25 protein-coding genes and 2 pseudogenes are annotated in these 25,795 nt (G+C 60.0%); 17 read left to right on the forward strand and 10 right to left on the reverse strand.

The features are described 5' to 3' along the window. Positions 1-33 precede the first annotated feature (33 nt). On the reverse strand, positions 34-972 hold the full coding sequence (locus NKH37_RS07925) for an ABC transporter substrate-binding protein (RefSeq protein ID WP_023721834.1): 939 nt from the start codon (positions 970-972) through the stop codon (positions 34-36). A gap of 116 nt (positions 973-1,088) precedes the next feature. Beyond that, a complete protein-coding gene (locus NKH37_RS07930) occupies positions 1,089-1,700 on the reverse strand; it encodes a cupin domain-containing protein (RefSeq protein WP_031194868.1) in 612 nt (203 codons plus the stop codon). Positions 1,701-3,034: 1,334 nt separating this feature from the next. On the opposite strand from NKH37_RS07930, the gene NKH37_RS07935 reads away from it, so the two are divergent. Next, complete coding sequence (locus NKH37_RS07935; RefSeq protein ID WP_023721832.1) at positions 3,035-3,616, forward strand: sulfocyanin-like copper-binding protein; 582 nt, start codon at positions 3,035-3,037, stop codon at positions 3,614-3,616. 542 nt (positions 3,617-4,158) lie between these two features. Here the strand turns inward: NKH37_RS07935 and NKH37_RS07940 are convergent. Genes NKH37_RS07940 through NKH37_RS07955 form a run of 4 tightly spaced genes read right to left on the reverse strand, consistent with a single transcriptional unit; the run spans position 4,159 to position 8,722 of the window. Then, complete coding sequence (locus tag NKH37_RS07940; protein WP_023721831.1) at positions 4,159-5,358, reverse strand: mandelate racemase/muconate lactonizing enzyme family protein; 1,200 nt, start codon at positions 5,356-5,358, stop codon at positions 4,159-4,161. A 17-nt stretch (positions 5,359-5,375) separates the two neighbouring features. After that, positions 5,376-6,737 (reverse strand): mandelate racemase/muconate lactonizing enzyme family protein, encoded by a 1,362-nt coding sequence (locus NKH37_RS07945; RefSeq protein WP_352791888.1) that lies wholly within the window; start codon positions 6,735-6,737, stop codon positions 5,376-5,378. Between the two features lie 52 nt (positions 6,738-6,789). Then, positions 6,790-7,956 (reverse strand): mandelate racemase/muconate lactonizing enzyme family protein, encoded by a 1,167-nt coding sequence (locus NKH37_RS07950; protein ID WP_023721828.1) that lies wholly within the window; start codon positions 7,954-7,956, stop codon positions 6,790-6,792. A 55-nt stretch (positions 7,957-8,011) separates the two neighbouring features. Beyond that, on the reverse strand, positions 8,012-8,722 hold the full coding sequence (locus NKH37_RS07955) for a GntR family transcriptional regulator (protein WP_023721827.1): 711 nt from the start codon (positions 8,720-8,722) through the stop codon (positions 8,012-8,014). Positions 8,723-8,930: 208 nt separating this feature from the next. Between NKH37_RS07955 and NKH37_RS07960 the strand changes: the two genes are divergently transcribed. The 6 genes from NKH37_RS07960 (at position 8,931) to NKH37_RS07985 (ending at position 15,411) form a co-directional block, all read left to right on the forward strand. Then, positions 8,931-10,409, forward strand: a complete 1,479-nt coding sequence (locus tag NKH37_RS07960; protein WP_031194862.1) for an ABC transporter substrate-binding protein — start codon at positions 8,931-8,933, stop codon at positions 10,407-10,409. Positions 10,410-10,487: 78 nt separating this feature from the next. Continuing rightward, the gene (locus NKH37_RS07965; RefSeq protein WP_023721825.1) at positions 10,488-11,447 is read left to right on the forward strand and encodes a carbohydrate ABC transporter permease; all 960 of its coding nucleotides are present in this window, start codon (positions 10,488-10,490) and stop codon (positions 11,445-11,447) included. After that, positions 11,444-12,334 (forward strand): carbohydrate ABC transporter permease, encoded by an 891-nt coding sequence (locus NKH37_RS07970; RefSeq protein WP_031194860.1) that lies wholly within the window; start codon positions 11,444-11,446, stop codon positions 12,332-12,334. Before NKH37_RS07965 ends, NKH37_RS07970 begins: the two co-directional genes overlap by 4 nt. 10 nt (positions 12,335-12,344) lie before the next feature. Continuing rightward, positions 12,345-13,442, forward strand: a complete 1,098-nt coding sequence (locus NKH37_RS07975) for an ABC transporter ATP-binding protein (protein ID WP_023721823.1) — start codon at positions 12,345-12,347, stop codon at positions 13,440-13,442. Between the two features lie 33 nt (positions 13,443-13,475). Further along, the gene (locus NKH37_RS07980; protein ID WP_023721822.1) at positions 13,476-14,639 is read left to right on the forward strand and encodes a mandelate racemase/muconate lactonizing enzyme family protein; all 1,164 of its coding nucleotides are present in this window, start codon (positions 13,476-13,478) and stop codon (positions 14,637-14,639) included. Positions 14,640-14,661: 22 nt separating this feature from the next. Further along, positions 14,662-15,411: a ribonuclease activity regulator RraA gene (locus NKH37_RS07985; RefSeq protein ID WP_023721821.1), complete on the forward strand. Its 750-nt coding sequence runs from the start codon at positions 14,662-14,664 to the stop codon at positions 15,409-15,411. Between the two features lie 458 nt (positions 15,412-15,869). On the opposite strand, the gene NKH37_RS07990 is transcribed toward NKH37_RS07985, so the two are convergent. Beyond that, positions 15,870-16,772 carry a LysR family transcriptional regulator gene (locus NKH37_RS07990; RefSeq protein WP_023721820.1) on the reverse strand — a complete coding sequence of 301 codons (903 nt, stop codon included), beginning with the start codon at positions 16,770-16,772 and terminating at the stop codon, positions 15,870-15,872. Positions 16,773-16,892: 120 nt separating this feature from the next. On the opposite strand from NKH37_RS07990, the gene NKH37_RS07995 reads away from it, so the two are divergent. Next, positions 16,893-17,786 carry an NmrA family NAD(P)-binding protein gene (locus NKH37_RS07995; protein WP_352483889.1) on the forward strand — a complete coding sequence of 298 codons (894 nt, stop codon included), beginning with the start codon at positions 16,893-16,895 and terminating at the stop codon, positions 17,784-17,786. Between the two features lie 151 nt (positions 17,787-17,937). Next, on the forward strand, positions 17,938-19,155 hold the full coding sequence (locus tag NKH37_RS08000) for an MFS transporter (protein ID WP_051409750.1): 1,218 nt from the start codon (positions 17,938-17,940) through the stop codon (positions 19,153-19,155). A 113-nt stretch (positions 19,156-19,268) separates the two neighbouring features. On the opposite strand, the gene NKH37_RS08005 is transcribed toward NKH37_RS08000, so the two are convergent. Next, on the reverse strand, positions 19,269-19,853 hold the full coding sequence (locus tag NKH37_RS08005) for a CGNR zinc finger domain-containing protein (RefSeq protein ID WP_023721817.1): 585 nt from the start codon (positions 19,851-19,853) through the stop codon (positions 19,269-19,271). 128 nt (positions 19,854-19,981) lie between these two features. Between NKH37_RS08005 and NKH37_RS08010 the strand changes: the two genes are divergently transcribed. The 5 genes from NKH37_RS08010 (at position 19,982) to NKH37_RS08030 (ending at position 21,895) form a co-directional block, all read left to right on the forward strand. After that, complete coding sequence (locus NKH37_RS08010) at positions 19,982-20,368, forward strand: alpha/beta fold hydrolase (protein WP_245278717.1); 387 nt, start codon at positions 19,982-19,984, stop codon at positions 20,366-20,368. A gap of 201 nt (positions 20,369-20,569) precedes the next feature. Beyond that, a complete protein-coding gene (locus NKH37_RS08015; protein WP_353040915.1) occupies positions 20,570-20,863 on the forward strand; it encodes a hypothetical protein in 294 nt (97 codons plus the stop codon). Between the two features lie 154 nt (positions 20,864-21,017). Continuing rightward, complete coding sequence (locus NKH37_RS08020; RefSeq protein ID WP_031194857.1) at positions 21,018-21,221, forward strand: CsbD family protein; 204 nt, start codon at positions 21,018-21,020, stop codon at positions 21,219-21,221. A gap of 104 nt (positions 21,222-21,325) precedes the next feature. After that, positions 21,326-21,652, forward strand: a complete 327-nt coding sequence (locus tag NKH37_RS08025; protein ID WP_031194855.1) for a hypothetical protein — start codon at positions 21,326-21,328, stop codon at positions 21,650-21,652. Positions 21,653-21,736: 84 nt separating this feature from the next. Further along, positions 21,737-21,895 (forward strand): KTSC domain-containing protein, encoded by a 159-nt coding sequence (locus NKH37_RS08030; protein WP_023721813.1) that lies wholly within the window; start codon positions 21,737-21,739, stop codon positions 21,893-21,895. A gap of 38 nt (positions 21,896-21,933) precedes the next feature. Here NKH37_RS08030 and NKH37_RS08035 read toward each other — a convergent pair whose 3' ends face one another. Beyond that, a complete protein-coding gene (locus NKH37_RS08035) occupies positions 21,934-22,356 on the reverse strand; it encodes a YidB family protein (RefSeq protein ID WP_023721812.1) in 423 nt (140 codons plus the stop codon). Positions 22,357-23,217: 861 nt separating this feature from the next. Here NKH37_RS08035 and NKH37_RS08040 point away from each other — a divergent pair. Continuing rightward, complete coding sequence (locus tag NKH37_RS08040) at positions 23,218-23,778, forward strand: DUF1003 domain-containing protein (protein ID WP_023721810.1); 561 nt, start codon at positions 23,218-23,220, stop codon at positions 23,776-23,778. Between the two features lie 315 nt (positions 23,779-24,093). Then, positions 24,094-24,363, forward strand: a complete 270-nt coding sequence (locus tag NKH37_RS34050) for a DUF736 family protein (RefSeq protein ID WP_084643003.1) — start codon at positions 24,094-24,096, stop codon at positions 24,361-24,363. A 70-nt stretch (positions 24,364-24,433) separates the two neighbouring features. Here the strand turns inward: NKH37_RS34050 and NKH37_RS08050 are convergent. Further along, positions 24,434-24,882: pseudogene (locus NKH37_RS08050) on the reverse strand (Ros/MucR family transcriptional regulator); the annotation flags it as partial. A gap of 563 nt (positions 24,883-25,445) precedes the next feature. Between NKH37_RS08050 and NKH37_RS08055 the strand changes: the two are divergent. Then, positions 25,446-25,697: pseudogene (locus NKH37_RS08055) on the forward strand (DUF2285 domain-containing protein); the annotation flags it as partial. Positions 25,698-25,795 lie beyond the last annotated feature (98 nt).

Here is a 25,795-nt window from a genome sequence, read left to right on the forward strand (position 1 = left end):
CAGGCGGCGCCGCGGCTCGGTCGCCGACGCAGTTTACTTGAACATCGCGCGGTATTGGTCGACATTCTTCTTGGTCACGATCGTCACCGGGATATTGATGATCGGGTCGATTTTCTCGCCCTTCTTGAGCTTGCCCAGCGCTTCGACCGCAGCCTTGCCTTCGCCGGCCGGATCCTGCTGCACGACCGCCACCACCCAGCCGTCGTCGATGCCCTGAACGGCCTGCTTGGTCAGATCCCAGCCGAACACCTTGACGTCGCCGGTGCGGCCCTGGCTGGTCACGGCCGAAACGGCGCCGAGCAAGGCCGGCTCTCCGGTGGCATAGAGCGAGTTCATGTCCGGATTGGCGGTCATCAGGTTTTCCGAAGCGCTCAACGCCGTCTCCTGAACGTTCTGGCCGTCGACCGTGTCGAGGAAGGTGACGGCCTGGCTGCTTTCGGTCACCGCCTTCTTGAAGCCGTCGAGCCGCTGGTTCTGGATGAATGAATTGAGTGCGCCGACGATGCCGATCTTGGCCTTGCCGCCCATCTCGGTCTTCACATAGTCGGCGTAGAATTTGCCGATGTCCTCGCCGGCCTTGGTGTTGTCCACACCTATGAACGAAACGTTGTCGCCGTCGGGGATCTGCGCGTCGATGGCGATGACGGGAATGCCGGCCGCCTTGGCCGCAGTAATCGCGGGCTTGACGCCGTTGACGTCGATGGCGACCAGAATGATGCCGTCGACTTTCTGCGTGATGTAGTTCTCGATCGCGTCGTTCTGCGCGCTCGGCACATTGTTGGCGTTGAAAATGACCAGCTTGGCGCCGGCGGCGTCGGCTGCCTTCTGCGCGCCCTCGTTGATCTGGTTGAAGAACAGGGCCTGCTGGTTGATGTTGACGAGTGCGAACGTATCGGCAAGCGCCGATCCCATGGCTGCCGAGCCCATGGCAATGGCGGCGGCACAGCCGGCGAGAATTTTGAACAGACGCATTTTCGGTTCCCCTTGCTTGCGGACCAGACCGGCTGGTTCCCGTTGGTGCTACAGGCACGAGGCAAGCATTCAAGAGACTTGAATATTTGTCAATCCAAATGAACGCAGAGCGTTGCTCAGAAAGTCGCCGGCGTGTTGACCCAGAAAATGCTGGCGCGTTCCTTGCCGATATTGCGGTAATGATGCGGCAGCTCCGACCTGAAAACGAAGGCATCGCCGGTGGCGAGAGCATGTCGCTTGCCGTCGACGATCAACTCGATCCGGCCGGCGAGCACGTAGCCGACTTCCTCGCCGGCGTGCTGAATCGGGCCTTCGCTCTCGCCGTCTGCCTCGATGTGATGGATGTTGCATTGTAAGAGGTGGCCAGGCGAATACGGAATGATGCGTTCGAGCGAAATGCCCTCGCCACGCCGTAGCGCGTCGAGCGCAATCAAAGGCCTTGCGCCCGCCCGGAATACGATCGCCTCGTCGTCATCGACTTGCTCGAACATCCAGCCGATGTTGGTGTCGAGAACCTCGACCAGACGGTGAAGCATGGGCAGAGACGGCGAAGCCTTGCCGTTCTCGATCTTGGACAGCAGGCTTTCCGAGCAATTCGCAGCCGCGGCCAGGCTCTTCAGCGTCATGCCGCGTGTCTGGCGGGCGAGGCGCAGTCGAGTTCCAAGTCTCGCGGCATTTACGGTGGCGTCCGTTTCCGACTCTGGCCGCCGTCGATCGATTTTATTCATCTGTTCGCCAACCATTCAACGGTCAAGGGCAACTATCGCGCGAGCAAAAGACCTCGGCCGACGATTTGCAAGTGCTGATGCGTCAAATTCGAGGCTGCAGCCGTAGCTCCGGCCTCTGGCGAATGCTGCTCTCGCATGAACCGTGCTGATGATCCCGCGCCAGTTACCCCTATCGCTTGGCTGTCCATCGTGGTCGAAATCGCCAGCCGTTACCGCGTTGCGTCTCGTGGCGAGTGGACTTGGACAATACGGGTAAGGCGGGCCACACAGCCAATCTACACAACCACGGCCATGCCGACACGATAAAATCTGGACTGTCACCGAATTTGCGGAGTCCGCCGGAAGTCACCCGCGGCAGCGCCCCATGGAGTTGCTCTCGGTAGCGGCGATGTACTCAATGAAATCCCTGAGGCAGTCGCGCACCGCCTGAGCTTCGACAATTTTGAAGAAAGTCCAACAGAATTAATGGACTAGCACCTTGCGGATGTGAATCGCGGAAGCGACGCGCGGTTAATGCTTTAGAAGTATAGACACATCGACACGAGGTGCGAAGAAGCAACGCCAATACAGCTGATTGGTTACGACATATTTATTTTCGCAGATATGGTATTGCCCGTCCGGGGATTGCTGCACACGGTCCCGTGGGATGGTGAAATTATGCGGCAAATAAGTATACCCACCGTCTACCCTGGACCGCACCGAAGACCGAGGTACGGCGCGGCAATCAGAACCACCGCAGCACTTGAATTTGGTCTGTGGGTCAATCTTGTCTTCGTACCAATCATGGGCGTTAGCGGCTGTTGCGGCGGCGATACACATAGCCGTGAAGATGAGCCTTCGCATGGCATTCCTCAAGTATCTGGCAGGCGCTGCTCGTTCGGTTTTCCATATATATTAGCGTTCCATTGAAAATACCATTGGCCCCCGACCGACTGACGCAGCTCCAGCGAGCGACGCTCGCAACTGAAGGCCGCATTGGGTCACGTCAGGACGACACTTGCGCCGGACAAAAGGTCTGCTCGTGTCGCTCCGGGTTAGAAAAGCATCTGTCCGCTTTCCGGCCCGAAGGAGACCTTTGCCGAGCGGCGATCAGCCTGGCGGGATAACCTTACCCTCCTTCGCTTTTCGGCGGCAGACATCGGCCTGTGCGAGGTGGGGCGTTCGCTTGGGGGCGCCTCCGGCGACGGCGAGTTTTGTTCCGTTCCGCCAAAAGGGGGTTTGCTGGTGTGGATCTTGTTTTGGGGGTATTCTCTTCGTTGAGGGATAGGCCTAGTCGATTTCGATTACGGTCGCTTAAGCTTGGCCGCTCCGCTCGGGAGGAGCCTCTGATTGCGATGGCGCGCTTTGCCCACCTTGCCCTTCTCGCCTTTGGATTGTTGCCTGGAATTGCGCTGGCTGGGGAGCCTTTCGTCCCGAGCTGGATCAAAAACGATCCGGCAGCCAAGACGGTGGCTATAGAGATTGTCGCCGATTGGAACCAAGTCGAGCGGTACCGCAGGGACAACATCCGGACCGACATTATCGACTTCAACGGCTACTGGGACGGCAATCTCACGATCATCGTGCCAGAAGAATGGTCGGTACAGATCGAGTTCATCAATGGCTCTTCGAATTTCAGGCACGGTCTGATGGTGACCAGGGTCTATGCTCGGTCGGAGATGCCAGTGAAGTTGGAGGCTGAGGATGCGATTTGGGGGGCGTACACCGCTCCGCTAGAGGGGATTAAAATTAATGAGAAGGGACAACTCAACTTTGTTGCCCAGCAGGCGGGGAACTATTTCCTCGCCTGTCCGAGACAAACACACCTGATGGACGGACACTGGATCGGTTTCGAGGTGAGAGGCAATCTTGTGCGGGCCGTGGCAATCGTCCATGAAGACAAGTTTCCGCAGGAGCAGCCCCCAGGACGCCCATAGGGTTGCGCGAGCAACCAGCGCTATGGCTTCGTCGTGGAGATCATTGCAAATCCGTGGCGGCTTATCTTGAAACTCGAAAGTCTGGCCGCGCCCCGACCGGTCTAGAACTGCCCCTGGTTGCCAAGCCACCAGGTCCAAGCTGAGGCATCCAAACAAGCCTTTGGCGCAGCCGGAGCATCGGCGAGGGCTAATTTGGGCCGTAGTGTCGAAGCATCGGCTTGTGGAGCCGCCTTCCAAAGCTTGATCCACAAGTCGCCTGTTGGCGCAGATGAGCCTACTAGGCCGCTCCCGTGTGCGACCTTTCCGCCCGATCGAGACGTAGAGCGCTCCCACGCGTATAGTCCGAGCCGATGCGCCCGCCGGCTCGGTCGTGCCATTTCAAGACACCCGCGGTGCTTTCCAGAGCGAACTTTCGCCTGTCGGAAGGAGTCGGGCGGATTCTCCCGTAGCCGACAATCTGCTTCCGGCCCCGAAACGGTCATTCCGGATGACAGATTGCGTGAAGCGGTCCGCGTGGTGCTGGGTGGCGCAAGAAGGATGGTTCAGTCGAAGAAGCCTGCATCCTCTTCCCCGAGATACTTCCTGGCTGCTTCGGCGTCGATATCGAGGCCCAGCCCCGGCGCTTCCAGCAGCTCCACCATGCTGTCCTTCACGATCTGCGACGGCAGGCCGATTACGAGATCCTCCCACCAGGGGTCGGAGGCGCTCGGGTATTCGAACGCGATATAGTTGGCGGGCAGGGTGGCGCAGACATTGATCAGCGCGCCGAGGCCGAGAAGGCCGTTCGCGGTGCCGTGCGGTGCCATCAGGATCGAGTGCATATAGGCGTGCTCGGCGACCCATTTGAGCTCGGCAATGCCGCCAATATCGGCCGGATCGGGGCCGATGACGCGCACCGCCTGCGTTTCGATCAGCTCCTTGAAATTGTGCCGCAGGTAGATCTGCTCGCCGGTATGAATTGGCGTCGAGGTGGAGGTGGTCAGCTCCCGATAGGCCTGCGGATTGACCCACGGCACATAGTCGCCGGTCAGCATGTCCTCGAGCCACATCAAATTGTACTTCTCGACCGCGCGAGCGAATTTGATCGCATCGGGCAGCATCCAGCCCGGGCCGCAGTCGAGCGCCAGGCTCACCTTGTCGCCCAGCACTTCCTTCATCGCGATCACGCAGTCGAGCATGTGGTTGAAACCGCGCTCGCTGATCACGCCCTGGTCCATGGCGCCGTGATAGCCGGCCTTCTTCTGCGTCACGCCGTAGTGAAAGCCCTCGATGGTGTCCTTCATGTCGGAGTGGAACGAGATTCCCTGCTTGATCATGAAGAAGTTCTGCGGCTGCTCCATCATCCATTTGACGTCAGCGGCGTAATCCTCCGGCCGGTCGCCCGTGCGTTTCTGGCGGATCGAGCCGTTATAGACGCGCACCTTGTCGCGCACCTTGCCGCCGAGCAGTTTGTAGGCCGGCACGCCTGCAGCCTTGCCGGCAATATCCCACAGCGCATGCTCGATGGCGCTTACCGCCGCGCCATAGGGCTTGAAAGAGCCGCGTTGGCGGATCTTCAGCATCACCCGCTCGACGTCGGTCGGGTCCTCGCCGATCAGCGCCTCGCGGAAATGCAGGACCCAGGGCTTGAGGTAGGTCTTGGTGAACTCGACTTCGCCCAGGCCATAGAGGCCCTCGTCGGTAACGATGCGGACGATGGGGTGCCTGCCGATAACGGCACAGCGGAGGTCGGTGATCTTCATCTTCGGTTCTTTTCGCCTCAGCTCCAGGTGCGGTCCCAGGAATACTCGTTGTCCCAGTGATCCGTGGGCTGCCAGATGTCGGTGACACCCGGCTGCAGATGCTGCGAGATCACCTCGTCGACGACGTCGTCAATCCCCAGGCCCGGTTTGTCCGGAACAGTGATAAAGCCGTCCTTCACGAGCGGCTTGGAAACGCCGGCGACGATATCGTCCCACCAGTCGACGTCGGCAGAGTGGTATTCGAGCGCCATGAAGTTTTCAGTCGCGGTCGCGACATGTGCCGCGGCCATTGCGGCGATTGGACTTTCGGCCATATGGATGGCCATGGCAACGCCGTGATCCTGCGCCATGTCGCCGATCTTCTTGGTCTCCAGAATGCCCCCGCTGGTGAGCAGGTCCGGGTGGATAAGGGAGAGGCCGCCGCTCTTGAGCAGAGGCTCGAAGCCCTCCTTAAGGTAGATATCCTCGCCGGTGCAGATCGGCACCGTGGTGGCGGCCTGCAGTTGTCGGTACTGCTCGGAGTACTGCCATGGGATCACATCCTCGAGCCAGGCTGGCACGTATTTTTCAATCCGCCTGGCGAGGCGAATACCGTTCTGCAGTGAGATGTGGCCGACATGGTCGATGGCGAGCGGAACATCCATGCCGATAATTTCGCGAACCTCGGCAATGTACTGCTCAAGCAGGTCGAGGCCCTTGTCGGAAAAGTGGAGGCCAGTAAACGGGTGGGGGACATTATGCAAATCATACGCGGCATTGCGGGCGCGCCGCTCCTCCGTGGTCTTGACCGGGCCGCGGCCGGGGTGGACGCGGTACCCTTCAAGTGAGCCGGCAGGGGATACGACCGCACCGGGTACATCCGCGATCTGCATCAGCCCCAGATCCATCTTGAGGAAGGTGAAGCCAAGCGCCATGCGCTGCTTGAGGCGCTTGCCGGTCTCGGTGCCGCTCGGCACGGTCGCATCGGTATCGCAATAGAGGCGCACCTTCTCCCGAAACCGGCCGCCAAGCATCTGATAGATGGGCACGCCATAGGCCTTGCCGGCGAGATCCCACAACGCGATTTCGACCGCCGAGACGCCGCCGCCTTGCCGGCCGTGCCCACCGAACTGCTTGATCCGGCGAAACAGGCGGTCGATGTCGCAAGGGTTCTCGCCAAGCAGCCGGCTCTTCAGCATCAGCGCGTAGGTGGCGCTGGCGCCATCGCGCACTTCGCCAAGTCCGACGATGCCCTGATTGGTGTAAATCTTGAGCAGGGTTGAGGTGAACGGCGCGCCGACGATTTCGGCTACCCGCATGTCGGTGATGCGAAGCTGAGATGGCCTGGAGTTCGCGTTCACCCGATTGAGCGCCTCGTCGGCGCCACCTGTCTTTGCCATGACTTATCCTCGTTTTCGGCTTGTCGCCCCGTACCCTGGGCATAGAGTGTTGCTAGCCCAGCTCAATCTCGTGGGCCTGCAGATAGTCGCGGTCCATCTCAATACCGAGACCAGGCTTCGACGTCAGCTTGAGGCTGCCGTTCGAAATGTCGAGTGGTCTGTCGATCAGGTGATCGTATTTGCCCAGGTTCCACTCCGACGTTTCGAGTTTGTAGAAGTTGGGGACGGTCATCATCACCTGTGCTCCCGCAACCACATTGATCGGTCCCGCGGCGTCATGTGGCGAGACCGGGACGTAGTAGGCTTCGCATAGGGCAGAAATTTTCTTGAGTTCGGTAATGCCGCCGGTCCAGGTGACGTCGGGCATGATGTAGTCGGCGAGCTTGTTCTCAAGTACCGGCACGAAATCCCACTTCGTGTGGCCGCGCTCGCCCCACGAGATGGCGGTATTGACCTTCTCACGCACCTGCTTGAGGGCGTTAAGGCTCTCGGGCGGGCAGGGCTCCTCAAACCAGTCGATCTGACCGGCTTCCTCGAGGCTCCGACAGAGGCGAATGGCGGTGGGAACGTCGAAGCGGCCATGGGCATCGATGAGAATGTCGACATCGGGTCCCGCCGTTTCACGGATCAGAGCCGTGAGTTCGGCGGCTTCGCGCTCGTCCTTGCGGGTCATGCTGCCATCGAGGTAGCCGTCCCGCTGTTCGCGAGGCAGACCATCGGCGCTGCGACCCTGGTGCGGGTAAGGATCGAACTTGAGCGCAGTGTGTCCGGACTCGACAATGTCTAGAATTTCGCGGACCACGGCTTCCTTGCTCGTGAATTTGGCTTGGTTGGGATGGGTGTAGAGCGCGATTTCATCGCGTACTGGTCCGCCCAGCAGCTCGTAAATCGGCTTACCAAGGACTTTGCCCCGGATGTCCCAGAGGGCAATATCGATGGCGCTCACGCATTCGACGGCGGCGCCGCGGCTGCCCATGTAGGTGAAGCTGCGGAAGATCTTGTGCCAGAGATGCTCGATACGCGCTGGATCCTCGCCTGTCACGGCGACACCGATCTGCCGCAGGATCGTGCAGAGAGCGCGGTTGGCGAGCCTTGTGGTGGTGGTGATCTCTCCCCAGCCACTCACTCCCTCGTCGGTCGTCACTTCGACGAACAGGAACTCTCCCCAATAAGAAGCATCGGACTTGATCAGCCACGGCCGAATGCTCGTGATTTTCATCGCAACTACCTTTGTCTGAAAATGGTCAGCCTAACGATGTTCTGGACTGGATATTCTATCCGGCCCGAGCGGCGTTGCGCGCACGCATCTGTTCGAGAATATGCCGGCCCGAGCCCTCGACATGGCGGGAGACGAGTTCGGCCGCCTTGTCGGCCTCTCCCGCCTTTACGAGCGCGATGAGTTCGCGGTGCTCGCGCATGATCGCGGCACGTCGCGCCAGCGTGAAGTTGAAACGACGGCTCACGGCTCGCAGCACTTCGCGATGCTTCCACCAAAGCTCGGCGGCGTGGCGGTTATAGTGCCGCTGGTACATCACGGTGTGGAAAGCGGTATCCAGCTCACTGTGCCTGAATGTGTCGGCGAAGTTGTTCTCTTCAATCAGGCCTTGGAGACGTTCGAGTTCGGCAATGTCCTCGCCGGTAGCCATATTCACAAACCATCGTGTCAGGGCTGGCTCGATCAGAACACCGATCTCGTAGATATCCCGGACAAAATCCTGATCAATGGGTCGGACGCGTGCCCCGCGGTTGGCGACAAAGATGACAAAGCCTTCGCCGCGCAACAGCTGCAGGGCCTCGCGCACAGGATTGGTCGAGGTGCCGTGACGCCGGGCCAGATCGGTGACCACAAGCCGTTCGTTGGCGGCGAGCCGTCCCTCGATGATGTCTTCCCTGATCAATTCATAAAGCGAGGCGCCCTCGCTGGAGGCTCCGATGGGATCGGTGCCCACAGGTGGCATAGCTTTGAAATCGCTTATTTCGGCCAAGGCCGGCTCCCCAACTTAATACATACCTTGCCCGATATCACACACGGCTTTCGCAAACAATGTACGATCCTGCGCGTTGACAGGCAATCCATGATCTGAAAACGTACCAAGGGATCGGGAGGATACATTGAGCATCCTCGCGATCGAAACGAGCAAGGACCGCTTTGCCTTGGCGCAGGGCGGCATGGGAGAACCAGGGAGGATACCTATGACGAGGATTACGCTCGGCAGTGCGGTCCTGCGCGGCACTGTCGTCACTGCTTTGATGGCATCCCTGATGCCCACATCGGCGCTGGCTGCGCCACCGGTCGACCTCAGCAAGTGGTCGCCGGAATATGTGCGCTCCATCGCCGGCACACAGGATTTTGACACGGCGGCCGATTGCGCCAAGGTCACCCCGCTCGACTACAAGGGGCGGCTGACTTTCTGGTATCAGGGCGTGTTCGAGGGCGACCCCGACCTCCTGCGCCAGTACTACAAGGATTTCTTCGAGACCTTCCGCAAAACCTATCCGAACATCCAGCTCGAGGAACAAGCCCTCACCTATAACGACCTTCTCGACAAGTTCCGCACGGCGCTCCTGGGCAATGCCGCGCCGATGGCGGTCCGCCTGCAAATCCTGGGTGGTACCGAGTTCGCCTCAAAGGGCTATCTGGCGCCGCTCAAGCCAGAGGATGTGGGGTATTCGACCGAGGATTTCTGGCCCGGCGCCATGAAGGCCGTGACCTGGGAGGGCGTGACCTACGGCATTCCGACCAACAACGAGACGATGGCGTTCATCTGGAACGCCGACATCTTCAAGCGTGCGGGTCTCGATCCGGACAAGGCTCCGGCAACCTGGGAAGACGTCGTCAAATATTCCAAGCAGATCCACGACAAGCTCGGCATTGCCGGCTACGGCCTCGTGGCGCGCAAGAATGCCGGCAATACGCCGTACCGTTTCATGCCACAGCTGTGGGCCTATGGCGGCGGCGTCTTCGACGAAGCCACCGCGAATCCGACCTATGAGCAGGTCCAGCTCGATAGTCCCCAGAGCAAGGCGGCGCTGCAAGCCTCCTACGACATGTATGTTCGCGACAAGTCGGTTCCGGTTTCGGCGCTCACCAACCAGCAGGCCGATAACCAGCCCCTGTTCGTCGCCGGCCAGCTCGGCATGATGATCTCGCACCCGTCCGATTACAACGTCATGCTCGACCTGCAGAAAAAGGCGACGGGCACCGACAAGGACAAGGCGCAGACGGTCATCGACAATATGCGCTACGGCCTGATTCCAACTGGCCCCGACGGCAAGCGCGCCGTCGTGTTCGGCGGCTCGAACATTCACATCCTGAAGCCCGAATATGTCGAGGGCGGCAAGGTAGACGAGCCTGCTGCAAAGGCTATCATCTGCATGTGGACGAGCCCTGAATGGTCGCTGAAGATGGCCTACGCCGGATCAAACCCAGGCAACCTTAACGGCTTCAAGACCAAGTGGATGAAGGAACGTCTGGACAACATCAAGTTCCTCGATGTCACGACCTCGATGCTGCCATACGGCATTCCGTTCCCAGCGCTGCCGCAGGCCCCCGAGATCATGAACATTATCATCCCGGACATGCTGCAGAATGCCCTGACCGGAGCGATGACCGTCGACGAGGCGGCGGACGACGCGGCCAAGAAGGTAAAAGACGTGATGGGCGGACTCTAGTCCAAGCCTGACCTACGACCTGACCGGCTGCGCCGCTGGCGCAGCCGCCTCGTTCCGAAGAATAAGGGCACGCCACAAGTGACGATCGTGACCGGCAAGGCCGAGGCTCGCCGAAGATTGCAACCCGGTACAGCCGGCACGCTGCGGAAGATCTGGGAGCATCGCGCGGACTACGCGTATGTGCTCCCGGCGATCGCCGTGATGCTCATCGTCATCGCCTATCCGATCTACTACACGGTCGAGCTGTCGTTCTTTAAGACACCGCCTGGTCTGCAGCTCCGCGACAAGACCTTCATCGGCTTCGACAACTACACGACGATCCTCACCAGTCAGGTGTTCTGGAAGGTCACCTGGAACACACTGATCTGGACGCTGGGGTCCACTTTCATCTCCTTTGTCCTGGGGTTTGCAACGGCGCTGGCGCTCCACCGCGACTTCATCGGCCGTGGTGTCTTGCGCGCTATCCTGATCATCCCTTGGGTCATCAGTGCCGTCGCCGCCTCCTATATCTGGAAGTGGATCTACCATTCGGACTTCGGGATCATCGGCGCGGTGCTGGTCGGCCTCGGATTGGCCGACCGGCCGCCGAATTTTATCGACAATGTCAGCACGGTGCTGCCCTCCCTGATCGTCGTCAATATCTGGCGCGAGTTTCCGTTCGCCATGATTATGATGATGGCCGGCCTGCAGACAGTCCCCGACCAATTGCTGCGCGCCGCAAAAGTCGACGGTGCCAGTGCATGGCAGCGCTTTTGGCACGTCACCTTCCCGCACTTGCGCAACGTCTCGGTGGTGACGATGCTGCTGCTCGCAGTGGCCAACTTCAATTCCTTCATCATCCCCTGGATCATGACCGGCGGCGGGCCGTCGAACGCATCGCATATCTGGATAACCCACATTTATGAGCTCGCCTTCGGACGGCAGCGCTGGGGCGTGGCATCGGCCTATTCAGTGCTCCTGTTCCTCACACTGATGACACTGGGCTACTTCTACGTCCGTGCGCTAAGCGGCAACGAGCGGAAAGAGGGCAGCGCATGAGCACGATTGCCGAGACAGCCTCTCGAGCCCCGACCCGTCGCCGCATGCGCGTCGACGGTTGGCGGTGGGCCGGGCGCATATTCCTCGTGTTCATGCTGCTTTATACTGCGTTGCCGATGATCTGGATGCTGATCACCTCGATCAAGTCCGGATTCGCGGCGACGCAATTCCCGCCGCAATGGTGGCCGGACGAGCCTACCCTCGCCAGTTACCAGAAGCTGCTCGATCCGCAGAACAGCGTCGGCCAGGATTTCCTCCGCTTCTTCTGGAACAGCCTTTTCGTGTCGACGGTTACGACAATCCTTTCGGTGATCGTGGCTGTCCCTGCGGCCTACGCGTTTTCGCGCTTCAGTTTCCCCGGCCGGAATTTCCTGTTTTTTGCCGTGCTGCTGCGCAATATGTTCCCGGCGGTGATCTTTCTCGTGCCACTCTTCATCCTGATGCGCGCGATCGGGCTGGTGAACACGCACGGCTCGCTGATACTCACCTATCTCACCTTCGGCCTGCCGCTGGCGATCTGGCTGCTCAAGGGCTTTTATGACAACATCCCGGTGCAGCTGGAGCAGGCGGCGCGCATCGATGGCGCCACACGGTTCCAGGCCTTCATCATGATCGTGATGCCGCTCTCGACGCCGGGGATCATCGCCACCGCAATCTATTCCTTTATCGGCGCGTGGAACGAGTACATCTACGCCTACACCTTCCTCTCCAAGAACGAGCAGTTGACCCTTCCGGTTGGCATCCAGCGCTTCTTCTCGGAAAATACGACGGACTTTCCGGGCCTGATGGCGGCCAGCTTCATGATGAGCGTGCCCGTCGTGGTGCTGTTCCTGGTCCTGCAACGATACTTTGTACGCGCCCTTACAGAAGGCGCGGTCAAGCACTAGGGAGTTGCCGATGGCCCACGTGGTCCTCCAAGATCTCGTCAAGAGCTATGGCGGCTTCAAAGCTGTCAACCACGTCTCGCTGACGGTCAATGACGGCGAGTTCGTTGCGCTCGTCGGCCCTTCAGGCTGCGGCAAGACAACCACGCTCAATCTCGTCGCCGGGCTGACCCCGATCACATCGGGCGACATCATCATCGGCGAGCGGGTGGTCAACGACCTCGACCCCAAGGACCGGGATATCGCAATGGTGTTCCAGAACTACGCGCTCTACCCGCAGAAATCGGTCTACAAGAACCTGGCGTTCCCGCTTCAGATGCGCAAACTCCCTAGGGACGAGATCGACAAGAAGGTCAAGGAAGCGGCGCGAGTGCTCGACATGACGCATCTGCTCGAGCGCAAGCCGCGCGAACTTTCGGGCGGGCAGCAGCAGCGCGTGGCCCTTGGCCGTGCCCTCGTCCGCGACCCTGCGGTGTTCCTCATGGACGAGCCACTGTCTAACCTCGATGCCAAACTGCGCGTGCAGATGCGGTCGGAGATCAAGCGCTTCCACCAGGACCTCAAGGCGACGATCATCTATGTGACGCACGACCAGCTCGAGGCCGTGACCATGGCTGACAAGATGGCGGTGATGAATGGCGGCTACCTGCAGCAATACGATTCACCGGCGCAGGTCTTTGCCCATCCGGTGAACATGTTCGTCGCCAGCTTCATCGGCAGCCCGGCGATGAGCCTTATTCCGCTGGAGGCGTCGACGGCAAACGGAAACACGGTGTTGACCGGCGCCGAGGGCTGGCGCCTTGAGCTCTCGCCGCGCAATGCCCAGAAGGTCGTGAGAGCGACGACCATGAAAGTCGTGCTCGGCGCACGTCACTCGACGATCAAGCTCCACAAGAGCGCGGTCCCCGGTTCCATTCCGGCCAAGGCCTACACCGTGGAACCGACCGGAGACGTCACCTTCGTGCAGGCGTTCCTGTCCGGCGCCATCGTCAACGTCAGCGTGCCGCCGAACATTGCCGTCTCGCCCGACGAGCAGATCTGGCTCGAGTTCGACCAGGAGCGGATGCATCTGTTCGACGGCGAAACTGAAATGGCCCTCAAAGCCAACTGAGATAGGGCCGATGCGTGTGGAACGTGGGCGTGGATGACTGAGAAGCTTAAGATCACCGCGATCAAGCCCTATCCGGTTTGGGTAGGAACGCGCAACCAGATGCTCGTCAAGGTCGAGACCAACCAGGGCATCTTCGGCTGGGGCGAGAGCGGCTTGAGCGGTCGCGAGAGGGCCGTGGCCGGCGCGGTCGAGCACTATCGCGAGTTTCTCATCGGTCGCGACCCGATGCAGATCGGGCGGATCTGGCAGGAGGTTTACCGCAGCCAGTACTTCGAAGGCGGGCGAGTCCTGCAGGCGGCGATTTCCGCCATCGACATCGCCCTTCACGACATCAAGGGCAAGGCGCTGGGCGTGCCCGTCTACGAGCTGCTCGGCGGCAAGCAGCGCGACCGCGTCCCCACCTTCGCCTCGACCGGCGACGAGGCCGAGGGCGATGTTGCCATCGGACGGGCCCGCGAACTTCGCGCACAGGGGTGGCAGGCGATCCGCTTCTTCCCCTTCGGGCAAAACAGCAAGGACATCTTCGAGCCGCGCGAGTCCATCGGCGCTACCGCGGGTATGCTGAACAAGGCGCGCGAGGCGCTGGGCGACGACGCCGTTCTCGGCATCGACTATCACCATCGGCTGTCGGTGGCAGAGGCGGCGAGCTTCTGCAACAAGCTCGGCCGCGGCGTGCTTGATTTCCTCGAGGAGCCAATACGGGACGAGACGCCGGAGGCCTATGAATCGCTGCGCACGATGACCGACATCCCCTTTGCCATCGGCGAGGAATTTGCCAGCAAGTGGCAGTTCCTGCCCTACATCGAGCGCGGCATCCACCAGTTCAACCGGCTCGATGTTTGCAACGTCGGCGGGCTCACCGAGGCAATGAAAATCGCTGGCTGGAGCGAGGCGCACTATGTGGACCTGATGCCGCACAATCCGCTTGGTCCAGTGTGCACGGCCGCTACCGTGCATCTCGCCGCCGCAGTACCCAACTTCGCGTGGCTCGAGACCAGGGCGCCCGAAACAAAGCTGGGCTTCGACAGTTCCGACTTCTTCCCCGTGCAACCACGGCTCGACGGGACCGATTACCCGGTCGGCGATCTGCCGGGGCTCGGCGTCGAGGTCAACGAAGTGGCGGTCCAGGCGCAGAGTTTGCGTTTCTGGGAAGCGCCTCACCTTAAGCGCCGCGATGGTTCTGTTACGAACTGGTAGTTCCATTCATCCGGAGTCGACAATGACGCATACTTCCGACATCACGCGGCCGCCTAAAGACCTGATCGACGCGCTGAGGGAGATCGGCGCCGCGACGGTTGCCGGCACGCTTGGCCAAATGGGCTTCCGCAATCCGCACATGGTCGGTCCGGTGGCGCAAAACCATGGGAAGTCGATCGTCGGGCCGGCATTGACGCTGCAGTTCCTGCCGCAGCGGCCGGACCTGTTCACCGAGGGAGAATATGCCGATCCGGAGACCCAACTTCACCGGCACGTGCTCTACCACGCGCAGGAGGGCGATGTGGTCGTGGTCGACGCGCGCGGCGACATGAGCTCGGGTGTCTTTGGCGATATGATGTCGACTTATTTCAAGGGCAGGGGCGGGGCGGGTATCGTCATCGACGGGTGCATGCGCGACCGGCCCAATGTCGAAAAGCTCGATCTACCCCTATGGCTGCGCGGCTGGACGCCAAACTATCATGTGCAGACCAGCATCTATCCCAATGCCGTCAACGTTCCGATTGCCTGCGGCGGTGTCACGGTGATCCCCGGCGACATCATCGTCGCTGACGACGACGGCGTGGTGGTGCTTCCCGTCGTGATGGCCCCGAAGGTGATCGAAGAATCACAGAAGCATCACGATTGGGAGGAGTTTTCGCGAGCCAAGCTCATGGAGGGGGGCCCATTGCAACGCTACTATCCGCTGCATGACGATGCCCGCGGGGAGTACGAGGAGTGGCGCAAAGCAAATCGCTTGGAAAACCCGAGTTAGCGCATCAACTACCTCGTGGCGGGGCCGGGGAGTCGAGTTTCGTCGTCGGGCGCCCACTGCACTGCACTGAACGATCGAGACGGTCCGGCTCCCGCCATCTCGTGCGGGCACCAAGCGTTACACCATGCGGACCTCCAATGGCTAACCGGAAGCCTCATCAGCGCCTAGAAGCTGACGTAGCACCGGGCGTTCGGCAGCCGAGTTCCGCGACGATCGACGCCATTGGCGAAGGCGTGACGAAGCTTGTACGGGCTGCTGCAGAGTAACCTCATGTATCGCCAAGACACGCCAGGAGGCGGCTGCTGATCCTTCTCGCAGCGCGGATCACCTAGTCTCTAGGCGCGTCGAAACGCTTTTTCGGCGTCCGCCGGTACGAGGCACGATCAGCCTAGTCTAGTTCGAAAGAGCTCCTGAAGGCGACAAACGGCGGCAGGCTTAACAGAAAATCAGATGTCGGTTCAATTTCGCTCGCTGTCCCCAATGACTAGGTTCTGAACCAGGAAGTCGATGAAGACGCGCATCTTGGCAAGTGGAAGCCGGGTCGCTGGCCACACCACATGAATCGGGATCGGCGGTTGTTCGAACGCTGCCAGGATAACCTCAACCGCCCCGTCGTCTACCAGGTCTCTTACTTGCCAGAGTGGTACCCGACCGATGCCCAACCCCGCAGCGACCGCCGCATGGCTTGCGGCGGCATTGTCGACGTGAAATCGCGCACCCACATTGACGCTCAGCTGCTTGCCGGCTTCCAGGAATTGCCATTTTCCAGCATCGCGGTCGGTGTTGCGGAAGATGCACTGATGGTTCGCTAGCTCCTTCGGATGTTGTGGCCGCCCGTACGTGGCGAAATACGACGGAGCGCCGAAAATGACGAGACGCATCGCTCCAAGGCGCCGGGCCTTGAGATCGTAGTCGCGGAGTTCCCCGATGCGAACAGCAAGGTCGAGTTCATCTTCAATGAGATCGACGAATCGGTCCGACAGTTTGAGGTCGACCTCGATCCTCGGATAGCGCTCCATGAAGCGGGCCACGACGGGTACCAGGTAAGTAGGGCCGAAGAGCACCGGCGCTCCTACTCTTAGGAGTCCGAAAGGTTCGGCACTGCGCTTGCCGGCTTCGGCCTTTGCTTCGACAATCTCAGACAGTGCCGGTTTCACCCGTCGATAAAAGTCGTGGCCTGCCTCAGTCGTTTGCGTGTTGTGGGTGGTTCGGCGGACCAATTCGACGCCGACGCTGGTTTCAAGCGCGGCAAGCGACCGGCTGACAGATTGCAAGGAGCGGCTGAGGTGCCGCGCCGCGGCTGAGAGATTGCCGCGCTCCACGACAGCGAGAAACGCCTCAATGTCTCGAAATCCGCCCATGATGATCTCTCAAATTTAGAGAGACCATATCACATTTTCCGCGCCTACCATCCGAAAAGCGGAACTCGATATTTCACTCGATGGGGCAGGGACGCCACCTCGCTACGAAAGGAAGAACTCATGTCAGAACCCAAGAAACGAACTGTTCTGGTTGTCGGTGCGTCCGGCCGCAGCGGCGGCTTCGTCGCGGCCGAGCTTGCCCGGCGGGGCATAGCGGTGAGGGCGTTGGTCCGCAGTGAGTACGCTGCTGCGACGGCACGCGCGAGCGGAGCGACCGAAATTGCTTCAGGTGACCTTCGAGATCCGGAGAGCCTAAAGGCAGCGCTGAGAAACGTCGACGGAGTCTATCATGTCGGACCGCCGTTCGTGGCCGATGAAGCGGACCTAGGCATAACCATGGTCAAGGCCGCAAAGCGTGCCGGTATCCGCAAGTTCGTTTTCTCTTCAGTTATCCACCCGGCGAACGGACTTGCAAACCACGCAAGCAAGCTGCCCGTTGAGCAGGCCATTCTCCGCGCGAATTTGGATTACACCATCCTCTATCCGGCGACGCTGTTTCAGAACATGGCAGCTGCTTGGAAAGGCGTGGTGGAAACCGGCGTCTTTGCCGAGCCGTTTGCGAAAACGGCGCGCCTGGCGCGTGTCGACTACCGCGACGTCGCCGAAGTGGCGGCCGAGGCCCTGACGTCCGACCGGCTCGCCTACGGCTCTTTCGAGCTTGCGGCAGAAAGTATGCACGATCGCGTTGAAATTGCGGGGATGATGAGCGTCGCCCTTGGCCGGCCCGTGGAGGCAGCCGAGGTGACGTTCGAGCAATGGACCGCTGTCGCGAAGCCGCCCTTCCGGGGGGAGCAGCTTGCTCAGCTCGAACGGGTATTTCAGTCCTATTCCGACTTCGGTTCCGCCGGAAACAGCCTGACCTTGCGTGCCATCCTCGGACGCCAGCCCCGCACGTTGCATCAGTTTTTCGAGGAACTTGCTGCAGCGTCGCGCGGGGCGGCCGCGGCCGCCTGATCTCATCGACGCCTTCGGCCATTTTCTCGCAAAGAGGGTATCTCCGATGTCGGTCTCCCAATTGATCTTCCAACTCGTGCCACGGCGCAGACACGGAACGTCATCTCTCGATTACCCTGGCAGAAGCAATGCCTCTGCCACCGAGGGCCGCTTGGTCCCAGTTTTCACCGCCGCCATCGCCGCAATCGTATTGAGCCTCTATGCCTCTCAACCGTTGCTCGGCTTGATTGGGACTACATTCGAGGTTGGTCCGGAAATGGCGGGGTTGGTTCCGACCGTCACACTGCTTGGTTACGCAGCCGGACTGATCTTCCTGGTCCCGCTCATCGATCTGATGGAGAACCGTTGGCTTATCGGGCTGACACTTGTCCTCATGGTGCTTTCGCTGATTGCCAGCGCGCTTGCCCCAACGGCGGCACTTTTTCTTGTCGCCTCGACCTCCGTCGGCATCACCTCCACGGTCGCGCAGATGCTCGTTCCGGTCATCGCGAGACTGGCGGCGGAAAAAGATCGGGGCCGCATCGTGGGCACGGTGCAGAGCGGCATCGTGGTGGGCGTCCTCCTGTCGCGCCCGTCCGCAAGCCTGGCTGCCGAGTTTCTTGGATGGCGTGCATTCTATGGTATCATGGCCGTATTGGTTGCTGTGCTCGGCCTGATCCTTGCGCGCGTTGTCAAGGCTCATCGCCCGGCGACCGGTCTTCAGTACGGCGCTCTCATCGGATCGCTTTGGAAGCTGATCCGTGAAGAGCCATTGCTGCGCCGTCGCGTGCTTTATCAGTTCCTGCTGATGGCTGCCTTCAATATTTTCTGGACGGCGGTCGCCCTGAGGCTTGCTGAGCCACCATTCGGGCTCGACCAGATTGGCATTGCAGCCTTCGCACTGGTCGGCATACCCGCTGCGTTGATTGCGCCTTTCACGGGCCGGATCGCCGATCGAGGCTGGTCAGATGGCGCAACGCGATTTGCACACCTGTCGGCTTTCATCGGCGTCGTGCTCATCGGATTGCCAACTTCCGGCGGCTGGGGTCTCTGGGAGGCGGATCGCTTCCCCTGGCTGTCGCTCGCGGCGTTGGCCATTGGGGCGGTTCTGCTTAATCTCGGTACTGTCGCCGACCAGGTGCTCGGCCGCATCGCCATCAACACAGTCCGACCGGAGGCGCGCGGACGCATGAATGCGCTTTTCACCGGGTTGTTCTTCTTGGGTGGGTCGGCCGGCTCCAGTCTCGCTGGAGTATGCTGGGCCCAGGCCGGCTGGGCAGGCATCAGCGGTGCAAGCTTGGTCTTTGCCTTTGCTGCACTGATCGCCAGCTCTGCGAACTGGCATCCGGGGACACCTTCGGTGCCGGGGGAAACCTCAACAAACCTGTAACAAACGAATAGTCAGCTCGCGCCGAGTTCGCCGGTGGCACAACGACGCGCCATGATGTTTGAATCCGGAGCCCACAATATGCGACGAATGAGGCCATGGCGCGGGATGCGTTGTCATCTTACCTCGTACGATGCCACTTGGCCCCGATGGCGGGCTACCTTTTCGCGATTCCCGCAAACCCGCATATTGCACCAGCGACGTTTTCCGCCCCGTGAGATGTCTACGAAGAGCCACCCACATCGTGGGCACACGCGGAGCCTTGCGCGGGGTAGCGTAAAAAACGCCTCGATGGACAAGAACGCAAGGAATGCGGTCACCAAGGCTGGGTCTTCCCATTGATCAGACGCCAGAGCGAGCCGTGTCCCATCCCACGCGACTTGCTGGGCTCCCAACCTGTTTGCGGCGCGTGAGCATAAAAGACCAAGCGGTTGCGAGGGAGGCTCCAGATTTGAGGCGATCGCGTCGAAGAGCGCGTATGACGATTCCCGTATGTCACGAACTTCGTGGAGGAAGTGCCGATCCCGTATCTCGGCAACGGCCACTGCTTCCTGTTCGTCTGCCAACCCCGCGGCGAGCAACCACGTCCCGATATCGCGAGGGGAGTTGAAGAGTTCATTGTGCAGGGGCGGGTTTCGCCGGTCATACACGGCGTTCGAAAGGTCGAGGGCGGCGTGGCCGCCTATGAAGTGCTCTGGCACCCAGGCCGTGGGATCGCGCGACAGGGAACTTAACCTTTAATATTCCGTTACATGGTTACAAAACGTAACCGGATTGACCGATTTATCAGGTTTCTTCGCTCGCTGCAAACCAAAGACGGAAAACGGCCATGCTGAACGTTCATAAAGCCAAGCATCATACGGTCGAAGTGGACGGGGTGAACTTGTTCGATCGCGAGGCGGGGCGGCGCGATGCGCCCGGTGTCCTGCTGCTCCACGGCCAGCCCAGCTCATCGTACAGCTTCCGCGACGTCATCAACCCGCTGGCGGAAGTGGCACGGGTCGTCGCGCCCGATCTGCCCGGGTTCAGCTTCACGGAGGCGCCAGAAGACTATCCGTATACGTTGGAGGCCCTGGCGCAGACGATCGACCCGCTCAAGTCATGTGTATGTCGGGCCGGCGACGCTTCGTGCGCAGCAGCTGCCCTACATCCGCACCGACGCCGACAAGCTCAGCTGGCGAAAAGAGGTGGGCGACAAGCTCGATCCAAAGGCTGACCCGCTGGCGGAGAAGCGAAAGGCGTTCTGGGACCGCATCGGCACCATGCCCCCGGCCCAAGAGATCAGCGAGCTTGAGGCCCTTGGATATGGCCCAGGCGAGGAGCGCTCCAACAAGTCCTTCTGCCCGTTTAGGTAAGTAGCCTCGCACGGAAGCATCAAGCACCGTAGCGGAAGGTTGCCTCGCTGGAGGATTGCTATATGGGAAAGCAACTTTTATCTGCTGCCACAGGAATCTTTCTATTCGTAGGTATCGGAACCGCCGCCGCTCAGGACGTCATCATTCAGCCTGAGCAAGACATGGTGATCCGGGAATATGTAAAGAAGAAGCCGATAGCATCCCTGAGCCTTCCCTGTGCTGAGCTCAACATTGGCACCGCTCTGCCCGACACAGTCAGAGCTTTACGAAGTGCCGGACGTAGCTATGTAGTTGCCGAGGGACGAACCGTCCTGGTTGATCCAGGTACCCGCAAAACTTTTAAGATCTACGACTGATTTTCTACCTGAAGCCCGCCGTGCCGAAAAGGTGCGGCGGGCTTTTTGCGTTCAGCCGATCCAAGCAACTGATCGGGAAGCCTTTCGTTTCGTAGAACCAAAACCGGTGACAATCGTTTCGTAACTATGGCGATCCCGCCTGATGGAGAAAACCATGGACTGGAACCGCGTGGAAGGAAACTGGAAGCAGGTCAAAGGCAAAGTTAAAGAACAGTGGGGCAAGCTCACTGATGACGATCTCGATCTAATTGCCGGAAAGCGTGACCAGCTCGAAGGCAAAATTCAGGAACGCTACGGCATCGAAAAGGACAGGGTCCGATCCGACGTCGATGACTGGTACAGCCGCCAATCATGGTAGCGGACGATGCGCCCGCCGCCGGCATACGGCGGCGGGCAGCCTCACGGAACGCGCGAGATGCCGCGTTTGGTTCCAAAGTCGCCAGGAGCTATGTCGGGTTCTTCATGCTTACTGCCATCAATACTTCCGGTACTCCGGCAAGCGACGAGGTCGATAGCTTCGTCATCCTGCCACCTTCAGGGGCTCGGTCCGAAGCGGTGTTGCGCGAGGTCGAAGCATTCCTGAAGGCCTGCTTCCCGGAATATGATTTTCTTGCAAACGGCTGCGGCACGCCGTTCGACGATGACTACCAAATCGTGCCAATCCGTTGCGTTTGCGGCGAGGAGCCGGGCACGTTGCGCTTGCTCGACTTTCCTGACCCGTCCATCATGATGGGCATCGCTGCCGCTCTGAAAAGTTTCAGGCCAGGGCAGCCGCCGGCGCTGAACTAGAGGGACGGTCGCGCCGCCGGGCTTCCTTTGCGCCCCGCCATCAAAGACGAGGAACGCGACGGCTTTTCCGCTCGTTGATCCTTTATGCCCTCTACCTCGATTCGCAAAACGGAGTACGATCCCGAGCGGAAGGTACTTTCGGTGTGGTTCGTGGCCAGCGGCAAGCGGTACGAGTTTGAGGGTGTTCCGCCAGAGACCTTTGCGGCATTCAAAGCCGCGTTCGCGAAGGGCCGCGAGCGATAGCGACCCGGGATGACCTGACATGTCGTGGCGAGGTGGCGCTAAGTGCGACCAGTCCTTGGGACCTCGTCCAGGAGACTTGGACCTTTGCTCGGTGGCAACTGGCCGTCGGGAGTGAGCTTGTCCACTGCGTCAGGGAGTTCTCTTGTGAGCCGATCGAGAAGCTCGTCATGGGACAATCCGGTCTGCTCGGCCAGATCGTTCAACGTTTGCGGGTCGATTGCTTTTTCAACCTGCTCCCGCTGAACGGGTCGGTTTGATCCTTTACTTACCCACGAATCAACCTGGTCGCCGGCACCTGCATTCCTGAGGCGGTCCAGGATGTCGCCGAGGCCGCCGGGCGAGCCGGCACTATTGGGATCTGTCGATCTCTTTCCCGCGATCAGCTCGCCGATCTTGTCCTTGTTCTTGTAGGCAAGCAGGCCAAGCAACGCTATGGCGACCTTTCCTATGTCAAGGCTCATTTGTCGTCTCCTTCATCCAAAAGGGACAAGGCATGCGGCTCTGAAAGGTTCCGCCGGGTCGGATCTCCCACCGGAATTCCGGGCCAGCCTCGCACATGTTGTATATTAGCATCTGCGGAACTTTCGGCCCTTTCGCGTGTTGGTGCCTGTACTCCGGCCAGACAGCAAATTGTGATCAGCTGTTGGTTGCACTTGGCCCGTCGGCTTCGGTCGGCGGGCTTTTGTTGTCTTGGGCAGAACCCCCGCCTGCGACGATGGTTCGATCAAGCAGCACCGTGCCGCCAGCCGCATAACGGTTCGTTAGGCATGTTGAGGCGGTGATGGGACTATCTCCAAACTTTCCATCGACCGTCTTCCAAGCGCTCGGTAGGCGGGCAGGCATGCATCATCTCCCAATGGGTGTCGCCCTCGCCATTTCGCTTGCATTCGGTATAGTCGTGACGGCGGTTGCCGGGAAGGATCAGTCGGAAGGCTGCAGCACGTGGTGCTCATCGGTCCTGGGCGATGTTCCCATGAGGGGCACGCGTCACGATGTAGAGGCGGAACCGGACATCGGGCACTCCGAGCCCTAAACAGAGGGCCGTAGCACCCCCTGGACGACCGCGGTGCGCTGAGCCTCGATGCCCAGTCCCGAGCGGCCTTACCGCCGCGTGGAGACACCACTGCGCTCGGCAACTTGACCTCCCCAAGGGTGCGCAAACTGCAAACCACCGTTTGGTGGCGCCAAGCGTCTAAGACCCCGGGCCCCGGTAAAAAGCGGAGCCAATGATTAGATGGCTCTAGTCGGGAACAAAGTCGAATATCCATGATTTTGTACGTTGCCCTGAGTGGCAGTACCGATAGCTATCCAACGGGTGTTCCATGGATTCTCCAACGTTGCCTCCGCCACCTCCGACTGAACTCAGCCAAACACTGAAACGCAATATCCAAGCGATTGAGGAGCGCCGGGCGAAGGAAGCAAGCGATGCAACTTTGGAAGAGAAAATCGCTGAGGCGATTACTTCTTTTACGGGCAGTATGCGTTTCGTGTACCTTCACTTGGCCGTGTATGGCGGCTGGATCGTCTTGAACTTGGGCTGGATACCGATCACTCCGCCATTTGATCCGACATTCGTGATATTGGCTATGGTAGCTTCCGTCGAGGCCATATTCCTCTCGACCTTTGTACTGATCAGCCAAAACCGGATGTCAGTTGCCGCAGATAAACGGGCGGATCTGGACCTTCAGGTGAGCCTGCTAACGGAGCACGAACTCACAAAGCTTACTGAACTTGTCGATTCAATTGCGGATCGGTTGAGTGTAAAACCAGCCTTAAGCGATATAGAAGTCGGCGAGATTAAGAGAGACATTGCGCCAGAAGCAGTACTGGACGAGATCGAATCGAAGCAGCGGGAGACTGCGAAGAAGCTGGACCAGCGCTGAAGGTGGTGACGAAGGTCACTGATGTGTCTCCCTCTAGCTCATGGATCGACGTCTCCTTCCGGCGCGCCCTGGTCTTCAGCCAGAAGATTGCTTCAGTGACGGCCCTCGACCTTCACCGCTCGCCTTGCGGTATAGGTTCTCGGCGACCCGTGCGTCGGCCTTGATGGCGCCGCTCTCGAGCTTATGGGCATAGGTCGCCTTAAACCTGCTCGTCTGTGGCGAGCACGCAGGCAATGTCGCCCGTGCTAAGCCCGAAGCCGGCCAGCGCCTCCACCCTACCCGCGAGGTTCATCTGAGCGGGCCGGAAGCAGGTCAATCAGAACGAGCGCGTCGGCACCGCATGGAAGACGTCGCGAAAGCCGCGAATATCACTCGGTCAAGCTCGACGATCCAAGCTTTCCTGCTCCGATTTATGCAAGCGTGGTCGATACCCAGACAAAAAACGAGTTCTCGCTCATCATTTTCCCGCCGCGCCGCAGAGTGATCCGCCCCAACACGGAGCCCCGTCGCAAAAGGCGGGCTTCGCCACGTTCAGGTACGACACTGCTTGGAGCTCCTTATCGGGTGCAGCACGCTACGCTTTGACGAGTGCCTTGCGCGCCTTCTTCACCGGCGACTTGACGGCCGTTGCGGTTGTTGTCGCCGCCGCGGCGCGAGCAGCTCGTTTTGGTTTTTCTGCCGCTGCTGGTGCGGGCGCCGCCTTGCGCCCGAGCCCAATTGATTTCGCAAGAGCCGAGCGGGTGGCTGCGTAGTTCGGCGCCACCATCGGATAGTCGGACGGCAGGCTCCATTTCTGGCGGTACGCGTCGGGCGTTAAATTGTAATGAACTCCGATGTGCCTCTTGAGGGATTTGAACTTCTTCCCGTCTTCCAGGCAGATGATGAAATCAGGTGACACTGATTTCTTGATCGACACCGCCGGCTCCAGCTTGACTGCGGCCGGAACGACAGGCGTGCCGATCCCTTGCAAAGCAACATAGGTGTCCCCATCAGCTTCGACAACTCGCCGACCGGCAAGGGATTGTTCGACACGTAGGCGGAAACGATGTCGGCCGTAATTGATGTGAGATCAGCCTGGTTGTTTCGGTCCGGAGAAACGTTCATCGAGTTTTCCTCTTGTCTAATGGCACGCGTTGAAACGGATGAGCTGTTTATTTCGGAATCAGGCAAACAATTCGTCGTTTCCGCCAACAAACCTCATTCGTTGCAAATATCAACCGGCACGCTTCGCTTTCATCAGCTCCAGACAAGGTTGGGAGGCGCTCGAGGTCGGCAGCCTGCTGATGAAGCAATGCAACAGCAGCTTATTCGGCGGGGTCGAGGTCCGACACAATGCCACCGATCGGCAGCGGCAGGAACGAGGCCCAGATCACTGGGCCCGCTGTCTGAGAAGTGCCAGGTCAGCGTCCCATTGACGTCGAAGGCTACAGCCGGACCGGTCTGCGCGACACGCGCATGAGCCCGCGGAAGCAGCGGCGATGATATCGCCGAACTCTCGCGCCCTCGGCATCGCCAGGCAGACATCCCCGGCTGTTCGGGTGCCTCGGCGCTTCAGAACGGCCATCCAGCATCCGGAGTTGGTGCGCAATCTGATCGTGATTACGATAGCGTTCTGGCGAGCTTTTCTCGCTTGACGCTTTGCCACGGGTGCGTTTTTCTCTTGGGCCATGCTCAAGCCCTTGCTAGACACCGACGTTGCCGACGAGGCGCCTGGCTACGACGAAGAGCACCTGCTTACCTTTATCCGCCTGCTTGATGCTTCTGACGAAGGGGCCGATTGGAGGGAAGTTTCTAGGATCGTTCTGCACGTGGATTCGGACAAGGAGCCGGAGCGGGCCTTCACAGCCTGGCAGACGCATCTAGCGCGCGCGCACTGGATGACCATCAACGGCTATCGATATCTTCTTTCCGGTGGCGCGCTGCGAAGCCAGGATCTGGTGAAAGTCACCGCGATGAAGATCGGAATGGTATGGACGGCTCGTTTGAACGGCATTTTGAAGTCCCAAATTTCAGTAGC

This window comes from Mesorhizobium sp. M1217, from assembly GCF_040318275.1.
In the GTDB taxonomy this organism is placed as follows: Bacteria; Pseudomonadota; Alphaproteobacteria; order Rhizobiales; family Rhizobiaceae; genus Mesorhizobium.

Excerpts from the sequence above, each read along its gene's own strand:
- NKH37_RS08015 (WP_353040915.1), top strand. The coding sequence starts at position 20,570 with ATGGGAAAGCAACTTTTATCTGCTGCCACAGGAATCTTTCTATTCGTA.
- NKH37_RS07945 (WP_352791888.1), bottom strand. The coding sequence starts at position 6,737 with ATGGCAAAGACAGGTGGCGCCGACGAGGCGCTCAATCGGGTGAACGCG.
- NKH37_RS07950 (WP_023721828.1), bottom strand. The coding sequence starts at position 7,956 with ATGAAAATCACGAGCATTCGGCCGTGGCTGATCAAGTCCGATGCTTCT.
- NKH37_RS07970 (WP_031194860.1), top strand. The coding sequence starts at position 11,444 with ATGAGCACGATTGCCGAGACAGCCTCTCGAGCCCCGACCCGTCGCCGC.
- NKH37_RS08025 (WP_031194855.1), top strand. The coding sequence starts at position 21,326 with ATGCTTACTGCCATCAATACTTCCGGTACTCCGGCAAGCGACGAGGTC.
- NKH37_RS08040 (WP_023721810.1), top strand. The coding sequence starts at position 23,218 with ATGGATTCTCCAACGTTGCCTCCGCCACCTCCGACTGAACTCAGCCAA.
- NKH37_RS08030 (WP_023721813.1), top strand. The coding sequence starts at position 21,737 with ATGCCCTCTACCTCGATTCGCAAAACGGAGTACGATCCCGAGCGGAAG.
- NKH37_RS07960 (WP_031194862.1), top strand. The coding sequence starts at position 8,931 with ATGACGAGGATTACGCTCGGCAGTGCGGTCCTGCGCGGCACTGTCGTC.
- NKH37_RS07975 (WP_023721823.1), top strand. The coding sequence starts at position 12,345 with ATGGCCCACGTGGTCCTCCAAGATCTCGTCAAGAGCTATGGCGGCTTC.
- NKH37_RS08035 (WP_023721812.1), bottom strand. The coding sequence starts at position 22,356 with ATGAGCCTTGACATAGGAAAGGTCGCCATAGCGTTGCTTGGCCTGCTT.
- NKH37_RS07995 (WP_352483889.1), top strand. The coding sequence starts at position 16,893 with ATGTCAGAACCCAAGAAACGAACTGTTCTGGTTGTCGGTGCGTCCGGC.
- NKH37_RS08020 (WP_031194857.1), top strand. The coding sequence starts at position 21,018 with ATGGACTGGAACCGCGTGGAAGGAAACTGGAAGCAGGTCAAAGGCAAA.
- NKH37_RS07930 (WP_031194868.1), bottom strand. The coding sequence starts at position 1,700 with ATGAATAAAATCGATCGACGGCGGCCAGAGTCGGAAACGGACGCCACC.
- NKH37_RS07990 (WP_023721820.1), bottom strand. The coding sequence starts at position 16,772 with ATGGGCGGATTTCGAGACATTGAGGCGTTTCTCGCTGTCGTGGAGCGC.
- NKH37_RS07925 (WP_023721834.1), bottom strand. The coding sequence starts at position 972 with ATGCGTCTGTTCAAAATTCTCGCCGGCTGTGCCGCCGCCATTGCCATG.
- NKH37_RS07935 (WP_023721832.1), top strand. The coding sequence starts at position 3,035 with ATGGCGCGCTTTGCCCACCTTGCCCTTCTCGCCTTTGGATTGTTGCCT.
- NKH37_RS07940 (WP_023721831.1), bottom strand. The coding sequence starts at position 5,358 with ATGAAGATCACCGACCTCCGCTGTGCCGTTATCGGCAGGCACCCCATC.
- NKH37_RS07985 (WP_023721821.1), top strand. The coding sequence starts at position 14,662 with ATGACGCATACTTCCGACATCACGCGGCCGCCTAAAGACCTGATCGAC.
- NKH37_RS08010 (WP_245278717.1), top strand. The coding sequence starts at position 19,982 with ATGCTGAACGTTCATAAAGCCAAGCATCATACGGTCGAAGTGGACGGG.
- NKH37_RS07980 (WP_023721822.1), top strand. The coding sequence starts at position 13,476 with ATGACTGAGAAGCTTAAGATCACCGCGATCAAGCCCTATCCGGTTTGG.